Origin of the sequence: Streptomyces sp. NPDC005202, from assembly GCF_040608235.1 — a bacterium.
GTDB lineage: Bacteria > Actinomycetota > Actinomycetes > Streptomycetales > Streptomycetaceae > Streptomyces.
The window spans coordinates 17,804-35,193 of the sequence record NZ_JBEXHW010000032.1 but is presented as its reverse complement, the minus strand read 5'-3'; the positions used below and the strand labels follow the sequence as shown (position 1 = coordinate 35,193).

The 17,390-nt window shown below is 71.3% G+C and carries 10 protein-coding genes and 5 pseudogenes; 6 read left to right on the top strand and 9 right to left on the bottom strand.

Going from position 1 to position 17,390, the window contains the following annotated elements:
• Nucleotides 1-103: 103 nt before the first annotated feature.
• The 4 genes and pseudogenes from ABZV31_RS31105 to ABZV31_RS31090 all read left to right on the top strand — a co-directional run.
• Nucleotides 104-636 (top strand): annotated as a pseudogene (locus ABZV31_RS31105) (hypothetical protein); the annotation flags it as partial.
• 85 nt (nucleotides 637-721) lie between these two features.
• On the top strand, nucleotides 722-1,180 hold the full coding sequence (locus ABZV31_RS31100; protein ID WP_355900227.1) for an NUDIX hydrolase: 459 nt from the start codon (nucleotides 722-724) through the stop codon (nucleotides 1,178-1,180).
• A gap of 232 nt (nucleotides 1,181-1,412) precedes the next feature.
• Nucleotides 1,413-3,224, top strand: coding sequence for a TIGR03767 family metallophosphoesterase (locus tag ABZV31_RS31095; protein ID WP_355900226.1), 1,812 nt, complete (start codon nucleotides 1,413-1,415; stop codon nucleotides 3,222-3,224).
• A 113-nt stretch (nucleotides 3,225-3,337) separates the two neighbouring features.
• Nucleotides 3,338-4,480 (top strand): serine hydrolase domain-containing protein, encoded by a 1,143-nt coding sequence (locus ABZV31_RS31090; RefSeq protein WP_355900225.1) that lies wholly within the window; start codon nucleotides 3,338-3,340, stop codon nucleotides 4,478-4,480.
• Between the two features lie 86 nt (nucleotides 4,481-4,566).
• Here the strand turns inward: ABZV31_RS31090 and ABZV31_RS31085 are convergent, their stop codons facing one another.
• Nucleotides 4,567-5,628, bottom strand: a complete 1,062-nt coding sequence (locus ABZV31_RS31085) for a hypothetical protein (RefSeq protein WP_355900224.1) — start codon at nucleotides 5,626-5,628, stop codon at nucleotides 4,567-4,569.
• Nucleotides 5,629-5,830: 202 nt separating this feature from the next.
• Nucleotides 5,831-8,437: an aminopeptidase N gene (gene pepN / locus ABZV31_RS31080; RefSeq protein ID WP_355900223.1), complete on the bottom strand. Its 2,607-nt coding sequence runs from the start codon at nucleotides 8,435-8,437 to the stop codon at nucleotides 5,831-5,833.
• A gap of 153 nt (nucleotides 8,438-8,590) precedes the next feature.
• Here pepN and ABZV31_RS31075 point away from each other — a divergent pair, with 153 nt between their 5' ends.
• On the top strand, nucleotides 8,591-9,253 hold the full coding sequence (locus ABZV31_RS31075; protein ID WP_355900222.1) for a DsbA family protein: 663 nt from the start codon (nucleotides 8,591-8,593) through the stop codon (nucleotides 9,251-9,253).
• A gap of 6 nt (nucleotides 9,254-9,259) precedes the next feature.
• Here ABZV31_RS31075 and ABZV31_RS31070 read toward each other — a convergent pair whose 3' ends face one another.
• The 6 genes and pseudogenes from ABZV31_RS31070 to ABZV31_RS31045 all read right to left on the bottom strand — a co-directional run bounded on the left by ABZV31_RS31070 (nucleotide 9,260) and on the right by ABZV31_RS31045 (nucleotide 14,779).
• A complete protein-coding gene (locus ABZV31_RS31070; protein ID WP_355900221.1) occupies nucleotides 9,260-9,466 on the bottom strand; it encodes a hypothetical protein in 207 nt (68 codons plus the stop codon).
• Nucleotides 9,467-9,759: 293 nt separating this feature from the next.
• A pseudogene (locus ABZV31_RS31065) lies at nucleotides 9,760-10,401 on the bottom strand (superoxide dismutase).
• A 116-nt stretch (nucleotides 10,402-10,517) separates the two neighbouring features.
• Nucleotides 10,518-11,939 carry an amino acid permease gene (locus ABZV31_RS31060; RefSeq protein ID WP_355900220.1) on the bottom strand — a complete coding sequence of 474 codons (1,422 nt, stop codon included), beginning with the start codon at nucleotides 11,937-11,939 and terminating at the stop codon, nucleotides 10,518-10,520.
• A 120-nt stretch (nucleotides 11,940-12,059) separates the two neighbouring features.
• Nucleotides 12,060-12,511, bottom strand: a pseudogene (locus ABZV31_RS31055) (TauD/TfdA family dioxygenase); the annotation flags it as partial.
• A pseudogene (locus ABZV31_RS31050) lies at nucleotides 12,512-13,360 on the bottom strand (ABC transporter substrate-binding protein); the annotation flags it as partial.
• 219 nt (nucleotides 13,361-13,579) lie between these two features.
• Complete coding sequence (locus ABZV31_RS31045) at nucleotides 13,580-14,779, bottom strand: ROK family protein (RefSeq protein ID WP_355900219.1); 1,200 nt, start codon at nucleotides 14,777-14,779, stop codon at nucleotides 13,580-13,582.
• Between the two features lie 460 nt (nucleotides 14,780-15,239).
• Between ABZV31_RS31045 and ABZV31_RS31040 the strand changes: the two genes are divergently transcribed.
• Entirely contained in the window at nucleotides 15,240-15,821 is a 582-nt protein-coding gene (locus ABZV31_RS31040) for a biotin transporter BioY (RefSeq protein WP_355900218.1), read from the top strand.
• Here the strand turns inward: ABZV31_RS31040 and ABZV31_RS31035 are convergent.
• A pseudogene (locus tag ABZV31_RS31035) lies at nucleotides 15,808-17,126 on the bottom strand (FAD-binding oxidoreductase). The gene ABZV31_RS31040 and the pseudogene ABZV31_RS31035 overlap by 14 nt on opposite strands.
• Nucleotides 17,127-17,390: the final 264 nt, after the last annotated feature.

The following is a 17,390-nucleotide window of genomic DNA, read 5'->3' as shown; positions in this document are numbered from 1 at the left end:
CATACGGCGGTGTGACGTACGCCTCTGCCTCGAACCGGGAAACGGAGCCGAACGTTTCCGGCGGCTGCGGCGTCGTAGAAGAAACGCGGTGAGGGGGTCGCTTGTGCTGCGCAGAAGGGTGCGCCGTGGCCAGGGGGCGGACCCCGGTGCGGACGATCCGCTGGACGATCCGCTGGACGCGGCCCAGGAGCGCCGGGTGCGGGCGGTGCTCGCGCTCGGCGGAGTGCCGCAGGCGGACTGCTGGACGGGGTGCCGCAGGCGGACTGCTGGACGGGGTGCAGCAGGTCCGGGTGCAGCAGGTCCGCCTGCGGTTGCTGGAGCGGGCGGCGAACGGCATGGAGGCGCCGCGCGACGTCTCGGCGTGGGCCGCGGTCGTCGCCTCCCACCTGGCGATGGACTGGCACCGGGCCACGCGCCGCCAGGTGGGGGCACCCCCACGCCCTTGGGCAGTGGGGGAAGCTCGGGGAGCGCCTCGCCGCGCTGCGGCAGCCCGAGCACGCCTCCGGCGAGGACACCCACCTGCTCTCCCTCGCCGTCGCCCAGGGCCTGGACGAGCTGCCCGACCCCCAGCGGCAGGTCCTGGTCCTGCGCTTCTACGCCGACGTGCCGGTCCGCTCGATCGCCGAGCAGCGCGGGCGCTGCCCGCCTCCAGGTGCTGTTGCGCTGGTCCGCTCCCGCGTACTCACCTGCCAACCCGGACCCGGCGGGTTAACGTCCCTGTGTGCGTCAGAACTTGAGGGTGGCGGCCTACGCCGTCTGCGTCCGTGACGGACGGCTCCTGCTCGCCCGCGGCCGTGACAAGCGCGGCGCACCCGAGTGGACGCTGCCCGGCGGCGGCATGGAACACGGCGAGGACCCCCACGACACCGTCCTGCGGGAGCTGGAGGAGGAGACCGGCTACCGCGTCGAGGTCACCGGCCTGCTCGGCGTGGACTCCGTCCGCCGCCGCTTCCCGCGCCGCTTCGGCCGCTCCGTCGACCACCACGGCGTACGGCTCGTCTACGAGGGCCGGGTCGTGGGCGGCGAGCTGCGCCACGAGACCAACGGCTCGACCGACATGGCGGCCTGGCACCCGCTGGGCGAGGTGCCCTCGCTCGCCCGGGTCGGCCTGGTCGGCGTGGCTCTCACGCTGTGGCGCGAGCGGCCTCCCGCGGCGCGGGTGGCACTCCCGGAGGAATAGCTCCCGTACCCCGAAAGATGAACGAGCAGTAACCGCGCCCCGGCCGTCCGACGAGCGGTCGTGGACGCACAGGGTAGTCCAAGATCGACGTACGGTGATCGGCGCTGCGCGTTGCCGCCGCGTTCACGCGCAGGTCACTCCCGGTGCCAAGCATCCGGTACGAGCGGGACGTTCGCGTCAGCGACCGCCCGCGACCACTGCCGACGCGTTTCGCACCCGGGGAGATCGCGCCATGTCGCGCATACGCTCTGTCACCAGCTCCGCGCTGGGGGTCAACCGCCGTACCGTCCTCGCCGCCGCCGGCGCGGTGTCCCTCTCCGTGGGCGTCGGATACGCCCTGCGGCCCACCGACAGCCAGGCCGCCACCGCCGACGGAACCTCCGCCTCCGGCTCCGGCTCCGGCGAGGCGCCGATCGCGTCGTCCCTCCCCCAGTCCCGAACGCGCTCGACCGGGGGGACCCCCATGGCGCCGGCCGCCCCGCTCGCTCCGTACACCAAGGGCACCACCCTCGCCTCCGTCGCCGCCCCGCGCACCGGCTCCGGCTACCGCCGGCTCGGCGACGGCCCCGGCTGGAAGCGCGTGGTGCGCAGCGAGCTGGCGGCGCCCAAGTCGGGCCGGGCCGGCCGCCGTACCGCGCTCGCCGCGTTCGTGCAGTTCACCGACCTGCACCTGATGGACAGCCAGCACCCGCTCCGCCTGGAGTACCTGCGCTCCACCGACCAGCACGCCTGGCGGCCGCACGAGGCGCTCACCGTGCCGGGCGCCGTCTCGCTCGTCGAGCGGGTCAACGCGCTGCGGGGCGCCCCCGTCACCGGCGCCCCGCTCCACTTCGTGATGACCACCGGCGACAACACGGACAACAACGCCCATTCCGAGCTGGAGTGGTTCATGAAGATCATGAGCGGTGGGCGCATCACGCCCAACTCCGGCGACCCGCGGCACTACGAGGGCGTCCAGAACAGCGGGCTCAAGCTGTACTGGCAGCCCGACTCGCCCCTGCGCGACGCCGACAAGCAGCTCGGCTTCCCGCATCTGCACGGCTTCCTGGCCGCCGCGATCCGCGAGGTGCGCAGCCCCGGCCTCAACCTTCCCTGGTACTCCACCGTCGGCAACCACGACGCCCTGCCGCTCGGCTGCTACGCGCACGGCGACCCCTACCTCGCCGAGTACGCGATCGGCGGCAAGAAGCTGATGAGCCTGTCGGCCTCGGAGGCCAGGAAGCTGCAGACCGCCATCAAGAACGCCAAGGACCCCAAGGGCGTGCAGTTCCGCGAACTGCTCAAGGCCCACGCCCGGGACATGCGCTCGGTCACCCCCGACGAGAAGCGGGCCCCGTACACCCCCGCCGACTACCTCAAGGCGCACCTGGACCCGGCCTACACCGGGCTGGGCCCGGTCGGCCACGGCTACTCCTCCGCCAACCTCGACGCGGGCACCCAGTACTACAGCTTCCGCATCGCCGACGACGTCATCGGCATCAGTCTCGACACCACCGACCCGGGCGGGCACTACGAAGGGTCCATCGGGACTGCCCAGTTGAAGTGGCTCGACAAGACCCTCCGCGACAACAAGGACTCGTACGCGGTGGTCTTCAGCCACCACACCAGCAAGACGATGACCAACACCCGCCCCGACCCGGCCCGCCCCGGCGAACGCCGGCACAACGGCTCCGAGGTCATCGCCCTCCTGGGCAGCCACAGCAACGTGCTCGCCTGGGTGAACGGCCACATCCACAAGAACGTCATCACCCCGCACTCCGCGCCCGGTGGCCGCTCCTTCTGGGAGATCTCCACCGCCTCGCACGTCGACTACCCCCAACTCGCCCGCGTCATCGAGCTGGTGGACAACAAGGACGGCACGTTGTCGGTCTTCACCACGCTGGTGGAGTCTGCAGCCCCGCACCGCACGGATTTCGCCGACCTCAGCCAGACCGGCCTGGCAGCCCTCTACCGCGAACTGTCCTTCAACGCTCCGGGCGCCAACAAGACGCTGGCGGGCAACGCGGCGGACCGCAACACGGAGCTCGTGCTGAAGAAGGGCTGAGGGCCGGCCGGCAAAGGACCGAAACTCACTCAACTGGCAGACTGTGGCGCAACCTTCGCGGACACCGCCCGAGTCCCCCGCGACCGAGCTCGACGACGAGAAGGGGGAAGGCGATGACGGTACGAACGGCACTGGTGGGAGCGGCGGCCGTGGTCCTCTCCGCGGTGCCGGCGGGGCCGGCGCTGGCGGCGGTTCCCGCCGGAGGCGGCCACCACGAGGCGACCCGCGCGGCCGTCCGGGCCGCGGTCGGGGACGGCGTGCCCGGGGTGACGGCGACCGCGCAGGACGGCAGGGGCACCTGGTCGGCGACGGCGGGCTTGGGCAACGTGCGGACGGGCACGCCGCGCAGCGCGGACGACCGGTACCGGGTGGGCAGCATCACCAAGACCTTCGTGTCCACGGTGCTGCTCCAGCTGGAGGCGGAGGGCAAGCTGTCGCTGGACGACACGGTGGACAAGTGGCTGCCCGGGGCGGTGAGGGGCCACGGCCACGACGGCCGCCGCATCACGATCCGCCAACTGCTGAACCACACGAGCGGCATCTACAACTACACGGCCGACGAGACCTTCGCCCGTACCCACTTCCTGAAGGACGGCTTCTTCCGCCACCGCTACGACACGCTGAAGCCCGAGGCCCTGGTGGAGGCCGCCATGTCCCACAAGCCGGACTTCGCACCGGGTACGTCCTGGAACTACTCCAACACCAACTACGTCCTGGCCGGCATGGTGATCGAGCGGGTGACGGGCCACGCGTACACGGAGGAGATCCGCAGGCGCATCATCGACCCCCTGCACCTGAAGGCCACGTCCCTCCCCGGCACGAGGGTCACGGTCCCTCACCCCAGCCGCCGCGCCTACTCGAAACTGGCGGAGACGACGACGGGCCCGACGTACGACGTCACGGACCTCAACCCCTCGCTGGCGTCCTCCGCGGGCGAGATGATCTCGGACTCGGCCGATCTGAACCGCTTCTACACGGCCCTGCTCCGCGGCGGGCTGCTGCCGCCGCACCAGCTGAAGGAAATGAAGACCACGGTGGAGATCGACGGCGTCCCGAACTCCGCATACGGCCTCGGTCTCATCGACCACACCCTCTCCTGCGGCGTCCACGTCTGGGGCCACGACGGAGGCATCCACGGCTCGACGTCCTCCGCGGTGACGACGGCCGACGGCCACCACGCTCTCTCCTTCAACTTCAACGCCGACTGGACGGGCGACAGCGGCGCGGTGATCGAGGCGGAGTTCTGCGGCACGTAGGTGCGGGTCACCGGCCGACGCACGAGGAGGGGCCGCCGGCAGCACCGGTGGCCCCTCCTCTCCCCTCCTGATGCCTCCCCGGGTCACTACCGCGGGAGCACCACGACGTACGCGGCCGGATCCCTGTCGACCGCCGCCATCAGCGCCGTGCGGACCACCGTCGCCTGTTGCTCCATCGCGTCGCGGAGCTTTTTGGGCGTGATGTGGACGACCGTGATGCCGAGGCGCTCCAGGTGCTCACGCTTGCGGGTGTACTCCGACCACAGGGCGTCGTCGTCCTGCCGGTGGCCTTGGCGCGGAGCGCGGGTGTCCAGCTCCACCGCCACCGCCTGTTCCGGCCAGTACGCGTCCAGACCGCCCAGGTGGGGGCCGCCCGGCAGGCGTAGATCCACGTTCCACACCGGGTCGGGCAGGCCGTACTCCCGGACCATCCGGTACAGGCGGTTCTCCGCGATCGCGCGCCCCTCGGCCAGCAGCGAGTCCACCGCGTCCACCACGTGCGGCCGGCTCAGCAGCCGGGCCTGGGTCAACTCCTTCACCACGGCCGCCGGTTCGCAGTGGCCGCCGCGCACCGCCTCCGTCAGCAGCCGCCGTACCACGCCCGCGTCCGCCAGTTCGGCCACCGCGTCCGCCAAAACCCGCGGCACCGGCGCCACCGGAAGGCCGGTGACCGGCTCGGGGGTGGGCAGGGCGGCCGTGCGGACGATCCGCGCACAGCCCGTCGAGCGCAGCCGGCGCATGCGGGGCACCAGGATGTCGATCTTCTCCAGCGACAGCAGGGCAGGTGCGGAGGCGAAGCCGTGGAGGGTCAGGGCCGCCAGGCCGGTGATCATCACCTCCGCGTACACCGGCCGGTGCGGCTCCTGCGCGGTCGGCTGGGTCGGCACCCCGGGTGCCGTCTGCGGGAGCGGTCCGCGTGTCGCGTACATGAGCACCGCGTGCAGCCGCTCCTCGCTGGTCGGCGGGCCCGGGTGGAGCAGGAAGACGCCCGGGAGGATCTGCTGCCAGGGTCCGCCGGGGCGGCACTGCTCGTCCCTCTCGGCGGCCGAGACGCCGTGCGCGCGCAGCTGGGCGGCGGTCAGGACCCGGCGGTGCACCTTGGCGAGGTGGCGGAGGGGGCGGGGGGAGAGCGGGGTGTTGTGGTTCATGCCCCGGGAGTTCCCGCGCCCGATCCACCCTCTAACCGCTGTTACACGCCCGTCGACGAACCCGGACAAGGCCGCCCTAAAGCACGCGTGTTCGGGTGCCGAAAGCACCTGGTCCGTTCGGGTGGGGGCCAGGGGTTACGGGGTCTATTGCCTGAATTCCGTAACGGTTACCGAAGGCCGGAGCTTTGGCCAAAGGTGTGGTCTAGCGATCGGCCGCACCGGCCGCCGCCGCGTCGCACGCCTGCGCCCGCAGCGCCCGCGCCAGGTCGTCCCGTGCCTCCAGCACCAGGCGGCGCAGGGCGGGAGCGGCCCCCTCGTGGGCGGCCAGCCACGCGTCCGTCGCGTCCAGGGTCTCCTGGAAGTCCTGCAGCGACGGGAACAGACCCCGCACGATGTCCATCCCGATCTGGATCGACCGCTCCGCCCACACCCGCTCGATCGCCGCGAAGTACTTCGGCGCGTACGGCGCGAGCAGCTCCCGCTGCGACGACTGCACGAAGCCCGCGATCGTCGCCTCGACCAGTGCGTTCGAGAGGGCGTCCGACTCCACGACCTGCGCCCACGCCTGCGCCTTGACGGCGGCCGAGGGGCGCGCGGCCAGGCAGCGGACCTGGTGGCGCTTGCCGGAGGCGGTGTCGTCCCGGGCCAGTTCGTCCGCGAGCACCTTTTCGTCCGCGACCCCGTGCGCCGCCAGCGGCTCCAGGAACGCCCAGCGCAGCTCCTGGTCGACGTCCAGTCCGGCGATCTCCGCCGTGCCCGCCAACAGGCCCTGCAACAGCTCCAGATCGGCCGGGGCCGACGCCACCGTCGCGAAGAAGCGGGCCCAGGCCAGCTGGTGCTCGCTGCCCGGCTCGGCCTGCCGCAGCTCGCGCAGCGCGCCCTTGGCCAGCATCCGCTCGCCCGTCTCCCGCCACTCGGGGGCGACATAGTGGACCAGCGCCGAGCCGGCCCACGCGTGCAGCATCTGCAGCACGCCGATGTCGGACTCGCGGCCCGCGAACCGCAGCACCAGGTCGATGAAGTCCCGCGCCGGCAGCAGCGCGTCCCGCGTCAGGTTCCACAGCACCGACCAGCACAGCGCGCGGGCGAGCGGGTCGGTGAGGGCGCCGAGGTGCTCCCGCAGCGTGGCCAGGGAGGTGTCGTCGAAGCGGGTCTTGCAGTACGTCAGGTCGTCGTCGTTGACCAGGACCAGCTCGGGGGCGTCCGCACCGGCCAGTTCCGCCACGACCGTCCGCGGGCCGTCGACGTCCGCCTCGGCCCGCGCGTACCGCTCCAGTGCCCCCTCGTCCGTCCGCCGGTACAGGCCCACCGCCACCCGGTGCGGCCGCAGCTCCGGATGCGTCTCCGGCGCCTCCTGGAGCACCGCCAGCTCGGTGATCCGGCCCTCCGGGCCGAGCAGGACCTGCGGCGTCAGCGAATTGACCCCGGCGGTCTGCAGCCACGCCCGCGCCCACGCGCCCATGTCGCGGCCGCTGGTCTCCTCCAGCACCGCGAGCAGGTCACCGAGGCGCGTGTTGCCGTACGCGTGCCGCTTGAAGTAGCGCCGCGCGCCCTCCAGAAACGCGTCCTGGCCGACGTACGCCACCAGCTGCTTCAGCACCGACGCGCCCTTGGCGTACGTGATGCCGTCGAAGTTCAGCTTGGCGTCCTGCAGGTCGCGGATGTCCGCGGTGATCGGGTGCGTGGAGGGCAGCTGGTCCGCGCGGTACGCCCACGCCTTGCGGCGGTTGGCAAAGGTGATCCAGCCGTCCTTGAAGCGGGTCGCGCCGACCAGCGCGAACGCGCCCATGAAGTCGGCGAAGGACTCCTTCAGCCACAGGTCGTCCCACCACTCCATGGTGACCAGGTCGCCGAACCACATGTGCGCCATCTCGTGCAGCACGACATTCGCCCGGCCCTCGTAGGAGGCCTGCGTCACCTTCCCGCGGAAGATGTACTCCTCCCGGAACGTCACCAGGCCCGGGTTCTCCATCGCGCCGAGGTTGTACTCGGGCACGAACGCCTGGTCGTACTTGCCGAACGGGTACGGGTAGTCGAAGTGGTCGTGGAAGAAGTCCAGGCCCTGCTTGGTGACCAGGAAGACGTCGTCGGCGTCGAAGTGCTTCGCCAGGCCCTTGCGGCACAGGGCGCCGAGCGGGATCTCCAGCCGCGTGCCGTCCGCGAGGACCCGCTCGTAGGTGTCCGTCACGTAGTGGTACGGGCCCGCCACCACGCAGGTGATGTACGTCGAGATCGGTTTCGTCTCCGCGAACCGCCAGACCCCGTCGTGCAGTTCACCGACCCCGTTGCTCCACACCGTCCAGCCCTCCGGCGCCCGCACCTCGAAGCGGAACGGGGCCTTGAGGTCCGGCTGCTCGAAGTTCGCGAAGACACGGCGGGAGTCGGCCGGCTCGTACTGGGTGTAGAGGTACACCTCCCCGTCCTCGGGGTCGACGAAGCGGTGCAGGCCCTCCCCGGTGCGCGAATAGGCGCACTGCGCATCGACGACCAGCTCGTTGTCGGCGGCGAGGTCCTCAAGCCGGATGCGGGAGCCGTCGAAGACCTCGCCCGGGTCGAGGTCCTTGCCGTTGAGCGAGACGGCCGTGACGGCCGGTGCGATCAGGTCCGCGAAGCTCGAGGCGCCGGGCTCGGCGCAGCGGAAGCGGATCGTGGTCACCGAGCGGAAGGTCCGCGGCCCGTCCGCGCTGTCCTCGCCGGCGGCGGACTCGCCCACCGCGGAACGCAGGTCGAGGAACACCTCGTAGCCCTCGACCGACAGCAGGGCGGCCCGTTCCCGGGCCTCGTCGCGGGACAGATTCTCACCGGGCACGGGCGGCACTCCCTCAGCACGTCTCGGATGTCGGACACGATGGAACAGGACCGATCCTGCCATGCGCCCCTGACACCGGGCACCCGGGAATGGGACGGGGGAGGGCGATGTTGCCCGTTCAAAGACCGCATGGGCCGTATTCCAAGGAGAGCCATGTCCGAGACCGCGACCGCGTCCGGCAAGACCCCCGTCGACTTCTGGTTCGACCCGCTGTGCCCCTGGGCCTGGATGACGTCCCGGTGGGTGCTGGAAGTGGAGAAGGTACGGGACATCGAGGTCCGCTGGCACATCATGAGCCTGGCCGTGCTCAACGAGCCCAAGCTGGACGAGCTGCCCGAGTCGTACCGTGAGCTGCTGACCACCGAGGCGTGGGCCCCGGTGCGCGTGGTGACCGCGGCCTGGCAGAAGCACGGCGAGGACGTCCTCGGCCCGCTCTACACCGCGCTCGGCACCCGCTTCCACAACCGGGGCGAGGGTCCGACCCGCGAGGCCATCGCGGCCGCGCTGGACGAGGTGGGCCTGCCCGCCGACCTCATCGAGTACGCCGACCAGGAGGACTTCGAGTTCGACGCCGAACTGCGCGCCTCCCACAAGGAAGGCATCGACAAGGTCGGCCAGGACGTCGGCACCCCGGTCATCGCGGTCCCCGGCCCCGACGGCGAGCAGATCGCCTTCTTCGGCCCGGTCGTCACCCCCGCCCCCAAGGGCGAGCAGGCGGCCCGCCTCTGGGACGGCACCCTCGCGGTCGCGTCGATCCCCGGGTTCTACGAGCTCAAGCGGACGCGGACGGTGGGGCCGGACTTCAGCAACCTCTGACCGCGGTCACCTGAACGATTCCGGCAGGCTGAAGCCTTTGCTGCGGTTGAAGTAGGGCTGCACCCACAGGCAGCCGTCGTTGCCGCAGCGCCAGAAGCTGGGCGTGTCCTTGCCCCCGCCGTGAGCCGCGACGTACTCCAGCTCTTTCTTCGTGGCCGGCCGGAACCGCTGGGGCTTGTTGCCGGGGCAGGTGGGGCAGTACTTGTCGTCCATCACGATGGCCTCCCGATGGGGCGGTGCGGCGGTGACCGCATCGGGAGCGTAGGGGCACCCGCGACGATCGGGGCAGTCCGGAATGCGTCACACCAGGGCGACTTTTCGGACATGTCCCGCGATGGAGGGAAAGGGCCCCTGCGGGCCGGTCTCGCAGGGGCCCTTCCTTCTTTCCGCCTGCCCGCGTGAAGGACGGGAAGACGATCACGAGGCAGGACGCTCCGGGACGCCTTACGGCGCGAGCAGCAGCACGTGCCAGTCGACGATCACGAGGCAGGACGCTCCGGGACGCCTTACGGCGCGAGCAGCAGCACGTCTGCGCGGGACTTGGCGGCCGCGTAGCGCTTCGCCAGGTCCTGCCAGTCCACGACCTGCCACATGGCCTCGGTGAAGTCCACCTTCTGGTTGCGGTACTGCAGGTAGAGGGCGTGCTCTCAGGCGTCGACGACCAGGATCGGCGTCGAGTCCTGGCCGACGTTGCCCTGGTGGTCGTAGACCTGCTCGACGATCAGCCGCCCGCTGAGCGGTTCGTGGGCGAGTACGCCCCAGCCCGACCCCTGCGTGGTCGCGGCGGCTTTGGACAGCTGCGCCTTGAAGGCGGCGAAGGAGCCGAAGGACTCGGCGATCGCGTCTGCAGGCTCGCCCACGCCGTCCTTCTCCAGCGGCTCGCCGCCGCCGTCACCGGTCATGTTGTGCCAGTAGATCGAGTGCAGGATGTGCCCGGAGAGGTGGAAGGCCAGGTTCTTCTCCAGGCCGTTGACCGATCCCCACTGCTTCTTGTTCCGTGCCTCCGCCAGCTGCTCCAGCGTGTCGTTGGCGCCCTTCACATAGGCCGCGTGGTGCTTGTCGTGGTGCAGCTCGATGATCTCGGGGCTGATCACGGGGGCGAGCGCGGTGTAGTCGTACGGCAGTTCAGGCAGCGTGTAGACGGGCATGGCGGGTCCCCTCCGACCTTTTATTGCAAAAGGCTTGCAACTACAAGGTGGACCCGAGCAACAAGAAGGCCCTCACGTGTCCCACGTGAGGGCCTTCCCGAGGCAGGTGTGGTGCGTCAGCTCCTGGCGCGCGTTCGCTGCCAGACGTATCCCACCGCCGCCAGGAACAGCGTCATGCCGCCCGTCGAGTACAGCTGCACCCGCGTGTCGGCCTCCCGGGCCATCAGGACGAAGATCGCGGCCATGCCGGCCATCGCGACCCACGTCAGCCACGGGAACGCCCACATCCGCACGACCAGCTTCTCCGGTGTCTCCCGTTCGAGCCTGCGCCGCAGCCGCAGCTGCGAGACGGCGATGAAGATCCAGACCACCAGGATCACCGCGCCGATCATGTTCAGCAGCCAGGGGAAGACGTCGTTCGGCCGCCAGTAGCTGAGCAGCACGCACGCGAAGCCGAAGACGCACGACACCAGGACGGCGATCCGCGGGACGCCGCCGGAGACCCTGGCCAGCGCCTTCGGGCCCTGGCCGCGCTGCACCAGGGAGTAGGCGATGCGTGAGGAGCCGTAGATGTTGGCGTTCATCGCGCTCAGCAGCGCGACCAGCACCACCACGTTCATCAGCTGCCCGGCGCCCGGGATGCCGAGGTGGTCGAGGGCGGCGACGTACGGGCCCTTCTCGACGATCTCCTTCGAGTCCCAGGGGACCACGGTGACGATGACCGCCATGGAGCCGATGTAGAACAGCGCGATGCGCCACATCGCGGTGCGCACGGCGCTCGCCACGCCCTTGACCGGGTTCTCCGACTCGGCCGCCGCGATGGTGACCGTCTCCAGGCCGCCGTAGGCGAACACCGACGCGAGCAACCCGATCACCAGGCCCTCGCCGCCATGGGGGAGGAAGTGCGTGAGGTTGCTCGTCCCCGGCGAGTCGGTGCCGGGCAGCACGCCGGCGATGGCCAGCACGCCGAGGACCAGGAACAGCGTGATCGCTCCGACCTTGAGCGCCGCGAACCAGAACTCGAACTCGCCGAAGTTCTTCACCGCGGCGAGGTTGGCGGCGCAGAAGACCACCATGAACAGCGCCACCCACGCCCACTCGGGCGTACCCGGCAGCCAGCCGGTGACGATCTTCGCGGCGCCGATGCCCTCCAGGCCGACGGCCGTGCACAGCAGGACCCAGAAGGACCAGCCCGCGGTGAAGCCCGCCCAGGGGCCGAGCGCCCGCTCGGCGTGTGCGGAGAAGGAGCCCGACGACGGGTACGCGGCCGACATCTCGCCGAGCATCCGCATCACCAGCATCACCAGGAGGCCGGAGAGGGTGTAGGCGACGACGATCGAGGGACCGGCGGCGGCGATGCCCGCGCCGGAGCCGACGAACAGGCCGGCGCCGATGACGCCGCCGAGGGCGATCATCGACAGGTGGCGCTGCTTCAGGCCGTGGGACAGGGAGACGTCGTCCGCCCCGGGGGGCGGCGATGGGGGTCCCCCCTGCTCGAGCGGAGCCGAGAGCTTGGGGGAGGTGGTGTTGCTGGGCATGGCGCGGCTCGTCCAGTACGGGAGATGGGCAAAAACCCCCACAGTCTGGGCAGTCTCTCCGCTCCGGCGGAGAGACTGCTCACCATCCGGACGTCCGCAGTGCGGAGCGTGATGTTCCGGTTACCCGGCGACGGTCGTGTAGTGCGAGGCGTCCCCCTCGATCGAGTAGCTCTCCTTGCCCTCGATGCCGACCGGCACGTCACTGGCGACCGTCACCCGGTTCAGGCGGCGCGGCAGGCCGTCGTAGTTGTCGATGGCGTAGTGCTGGGTGATGCCGGACCGGGGACCAGCGCCAGCGCAGGATGTTCTCCGGGCGGGTGACGTACGACTGGAGCAGGTCCAGCAGCGTGCGGGACTCAGGCACCGACAGGCCTACGATCCGCTGCGCGAACCCGCCAATGAACAGCCCGCGCTCGCCGGCGGCGCAGCGGCTCGGGCAGGTCGCGGTAGGCGGCCGCGGCGTTCGCGATCAGGGTCTCGCCGCCGTACGGCGGGACGGTGATGCTGCGCAGGGTGCTGGCCTGCGGCGGGTTGAGGACGAAGGTGACGTCGGTGTGCCAGTGGTTGGCGCGGCGCGTCTTGACGTAGAACTCCCTGTTCCAGACGTCGGGGTGCTCGTACCGCCACACCTGGCCCTTGGCCCACTGCGGGATGTAGGCGGCGACGGCGGCGGCCTTCGCGGAGTCGGCGAGCACGGAGGTCGGCGCCCACAGCAGGTTGAGCAGGTCCACGACGTCGGTGGGGATGGTGTGGGCGCCCTTGGACCCGTACTGCTTCAGGTACGCCGGCACCTGGCTGTTGCCGAGCGGCGCCACGTCCACCTGACCGGACTGCAGGGCGGTGAGGAACTGGTTGCTGGTCAGCGGGACCAGCTTCACCTCGTCGTACTTCAGTCCGGCTGTCTTCAACGCCCGCAGCAGAACGACGCCCTGGGCCTGGCCCTGCGAGAACGCCAGCTTCCTGCCCTTGAAGTCCTGGACCGTGCGGATGTCGCTGCCGGGCTTGGTGGCGAAGAGGTAGTTGAGCTTGCGGGTGATGTCGATCGCGACGATCTTCGCGTCGAATCCCTGGTAGTGCGCCTGGATCGGCGGAATGCCCGCGTTGTTCGCCAGGTCCAGGGACTTGGCGCGGAAGGCGTTGATGACGTCGGGACCGGCCCCGATGTTCAGCCAGCTCGACACGGTGAACGGCAACTCGGGCAGACCGGCCAGCTTGAGCTGCAACTGCTGGGCGTCCTGGTACGAGGTGATCTTCAGGCTCGTACCCGCCGGGACCTTGTCGGCGAGCGGGGCGGCCAGGCCTGCGGACGACTTGGCGGCGGCGGCACTGGATCCGGCGCAGCCGCTCAGTCCGGCCGCCGCGGCGGCGACGCCGAGTACCGAGGAGAGGAAAAGACGCCGGTCGACACCGGACACGGGCATGGGAGGACTCCCTGGGTTCACAAGGCAGGAAAGCGTGCGAAATTGCGGGCAGGAGAAAGCCAGGGAAGGGAATTCACGCAGGAAAGAGAGCCGGAGGGGAAAGGCGCTCCGGGGCGCGTCAACGTGTCAGCAACAAAGGATGCGACAGCTCGTCAGCGGGCTCATCAACAGGATGTTCCCGGCCCCGCACAACCCCTGTCAACATTCGGAGTTTCTGAATTAATTCAGCTCAGGTGACACACCCAACGGATCCCGGTAGAGCACGTCCAGGGCCACCGATCCGCCCGCCACGGCGAGTACGGAATCCGGAAAACTGATCGGCACGACATCCGCCGCCCGGTCGGGCCCGACCGCTCCCCGCATCGCGGTCAGACAGTCCTCCCGGTGAATGATTCCGACCTCGGTGACGACCACCGTCTCCGGATTGAGCACGTCCGACAGCAGCCCCGCCGCCCGCCCCGTCATCCGGGCCCGCTCCACCAGCAGCCGTACGGCCGCCGCGTCACCGGCGGCCGCGGCGGCCACCACGTCCATCGGATTTGCCCCGTCGATCACCCCGGCCTCCCGCGCCCGCCGGCACAGCGTCCGCTCGCTCAGCTCGACCTGGAGGCAGCCGACACGTCCGCAGTCGCAGGGCTCGGTGCCGCCCCGCAACGGCAGGTGCGCGATCGCCCCCGCCTGGGACCTCGGCCCGTGGTGCACCTCGTCGTTCGTGGCGAAGGCCGCGTCGACCACGTTGCCGACGAACAGGTGCAGCACGTTCCGGCTGCCCCGCGCCCGTCCGAACAGGCGCTCCGCGTTGACCAGCGCCCGCGCATGCCCGTCGACGTGGACCGGCAGTCCGGTGCGGGCGCCGAGCACCTCCCGCACCGGTACGTCCCGCCAGCCCAGCAGCGGGTGTTCGACGACGGTGCCGGAGTCCCGCTCCACCCAGCCACCGGCCGCGAACCCGACGCCGAGGGGCGCGCTGCCCGCGGCGTCGGCCAGCAACTCCCCCAGGCCGTCGGCGGCCCGGGCGAGCACGGGGGAGGGCTCGGTGCGCGTGTGCTTCAGCCGCCGCTCGGCCACCACCCGGCCGCGCAGATCGAGCAGCGCGACCGTGGTGTACGGCACCGCCACGTGCACCCCGCCCACCAGGAAGCGTGAGTCGTCCAGATCGACGGGCACGTGCGGCCGCCCCACCCCGTTGGACCGCCGGGGCGCGGCGGCCTCGCGGATGAGCCCGAGCTCGGCGAACCGGGCGCAGTAGTCCGTCACGGAGGCCGGGGACAGCCCGGTCAGCCGGGCGATGGTGCTGCGCGCCACCGGCCCGTGCTCCAGCACCGACCGCAGCACGACGCTGGCGCTGGTCCGGCGCCGGTCGCGGTCGGCGACACGGGGGATGGGGGACATCAGGGTGGGTGCCGCGGTACGGGGCATGGGAGATCTCCCTGGGGAACGGGTCCGACACTGCGCCGTCCTGTGAGTCGGGGCGTGCCGGAGCCCGCCCCTACACCGGGCGGCGACAGGTGGCCGTGCCCTGGCGTCGCAGGTCGACGTAACGACGCGACGAGAAGTTCCGGGCCTGGGCAACCATGCGCTCGAAGCTAGCAAAACGGCCCACCGCTGCCCAGGTGGTGACCGACGGGCGAGACGGCACCGGCACAGGCAAACGACCCGTTTGGCGAAACCCTACAGAGGGGGCCCGCCCGGTCCCCGTAGGTGAAACCACTCCACCTCAGTGACCGGCATCACGCCCCGTCACGTGTAACCCGCACTCTTTGTGCGGAGCCCACCAAGCCCCTGTTGCGCCCTTTGTCGAGCGCTGACGGTGATCGGCTCGCGGGCGCTGGGATAGCGTCACCCTGTTCCGAACTGCCCTCAGCCCCGCGGAGTCCCCATGAGCACCGCTGCCGCCGCCCCCGCCCGTACCGGGCAGGTCCTCGCCGACCTGCTGCCTGCGTCCCGTGTCCGGGACATCGCGCTCGTGCTCGGCGGTGCCGCGCTCACCGGCCTCGCCGCCCAGATCTCCGTGCCCGTGCCGGGCTCCCCGGTGCCGGTGACCGGCCAGACCTTCGCCGCCCTGCTCGTCGGCACCACGCTCGGCGCGGGCCGCGGCTTTCTCTCCCTCGCGCTGTACGCGCTCGCGGGCATCGCGGGCGTGCCGTGGTTCGCGGGCGGCAGCTCCGGCGCGGCCGCGCCGTCGTTCGGCTACATCCTCGGCATGCTGCTCGCCTCCACCGTCGTCGGCGCCCTGGCCCGCCGCGGCGCCGACCGCTCCGCCTGGCGCATGGCGGGCACGATGCTGCTCGGCGAGGCGATCATCTACGCCGTCGGCGTGCCCTACCTGGCCCTGGCCACCGGCATGTCCGCGTCCGCGGCGATCGCGGCCGGCCTGACCCCGTTCCTGATCGGCGACGCGCTGAAGGCCGCCCTGGCGATGGGCGCGCTGCCCACCGCCTGGAAGCTCATCCGGCGCTGACGCCGTAGTTCCTGCGGAAGAGGTTCGCCGGGTCGTACTGCGACTTCAGCCCGGCGAGCCTCGCGCGCGTCCCGGCGTCGTACAGCCCCTCGCCCCGGTCACCCGCCCCGAAGGCGAAGTTGAGCGCCCGGCCGATCGTGTCCGGGGCGACCACCGCGAAGGCGGGGTCCAGCAACTCACGGGCCTTCTCCCGCTCACCCATGGTCAACAGCCGTACCAGGTACCGCCCTTCGCGGTACGGCACCGCGTTCGGCGCGGACTCGGCCAGTGCGCCGCCCAGGTGGTTGACCTGCACGACGCACATGGCGGGCGCGTCCGGCCCGGTACGGGCCAGCAGCTCGGCGCCCCGCCCCACGTCCAGGCCGCGCAGCACCGCGCTGTCCCCGTAGTAAACGTGCGGGAAGTCCGGGTCGCTGTGGATCGTGTGGCTCTCGGCGTACGGCATCTCGCGCAACGAGTCGGCGAGCACCGGCCCGATCTCCCGCAGCGGCGCGACGATTTCGTCACCGTCGGCACCCGTGTACGCGACCCGCACCGAGATGACGTACCGGCCGCGCAGGTGCGGCGGCAGCCCCGGGACGTCCGGGTACGGTACGGCGGCGAAGGACGAGGTCAGCCCGTCCGGCACGGTAGCGTCCACTCCTCGTACGCCCGCAGGACGGCCGCCGGGTCGACCTCGCGCCCGTCGAGGGCGAGCGAGCCGCCGTACAGCCGGGCCACGGGTACGAGGCCGATCTCCAGCTCGGTGACGACGCCGAGGGTGTGTCCGCCGCCGAGCAGCCCCCAGTACAGCTCGGGCTCCGATTCCCGGGTGACGTGCCGCAGCTGCCCGTCGGCCGTGACGACGTCGAGCGAGCGCACATGGTCGGCGGCGTACCCGAACTCGCGGGCCAGGATGCCGAGTCCGCCGCCCAGGGTGTACGACACGGCACCCACACCCGGCGCGGAGCCGTTGAGGCGCGCCAGCCCGTACGGCTACACGACCTGTCCCCAGCGCACGCCCGCCTGGACGCGGACGGTACGGGCCCCGGGATCGACGGTCACCCCGTCCATGCGCCTGGTGGTCACGAGCACGCCGCCCTCCGCCGTACCGGGCAGCCCGTGCCCGGTGGCCTGGACGCCGACCGGCAGCCCCGCACCGGCCGCGTACCGCACGGCGGCGATCACGTCGTCTGCGCGGGAGGCGGCGAAGACCACGGCGGGCCGCTGGGTGAACCCGAGCTGGAAACCGGCGAGTTCCTCCTGGTAGCCGGTGTCGCCGGGGCGGAGGACGAGCAGTTCTGCGGTGTTGCCGGCGAAGTTCATGGCCCTCATCGTGCTCGTATTTCCTGACGCATACCGTCAGGTTTTCGGGGGCGGCCGGGGTGGCTCCCGCACCCCGGCCGCCCCGTCTCCCGGCCCCGGCTCAGCCCTGCCGCTCCCGCGGCCGCCGCTGCGACCACCACAGCCCGGCCGCGCCCGCCGCGATCAGCGCCGCGCCGGCCGCGCCCAGCGGCAGGACGTCACGTAGCCGCACGCGTTGACCACGTACGACCGGGTCAGGGACGGCTTCACGATCCTGTGAGCGCC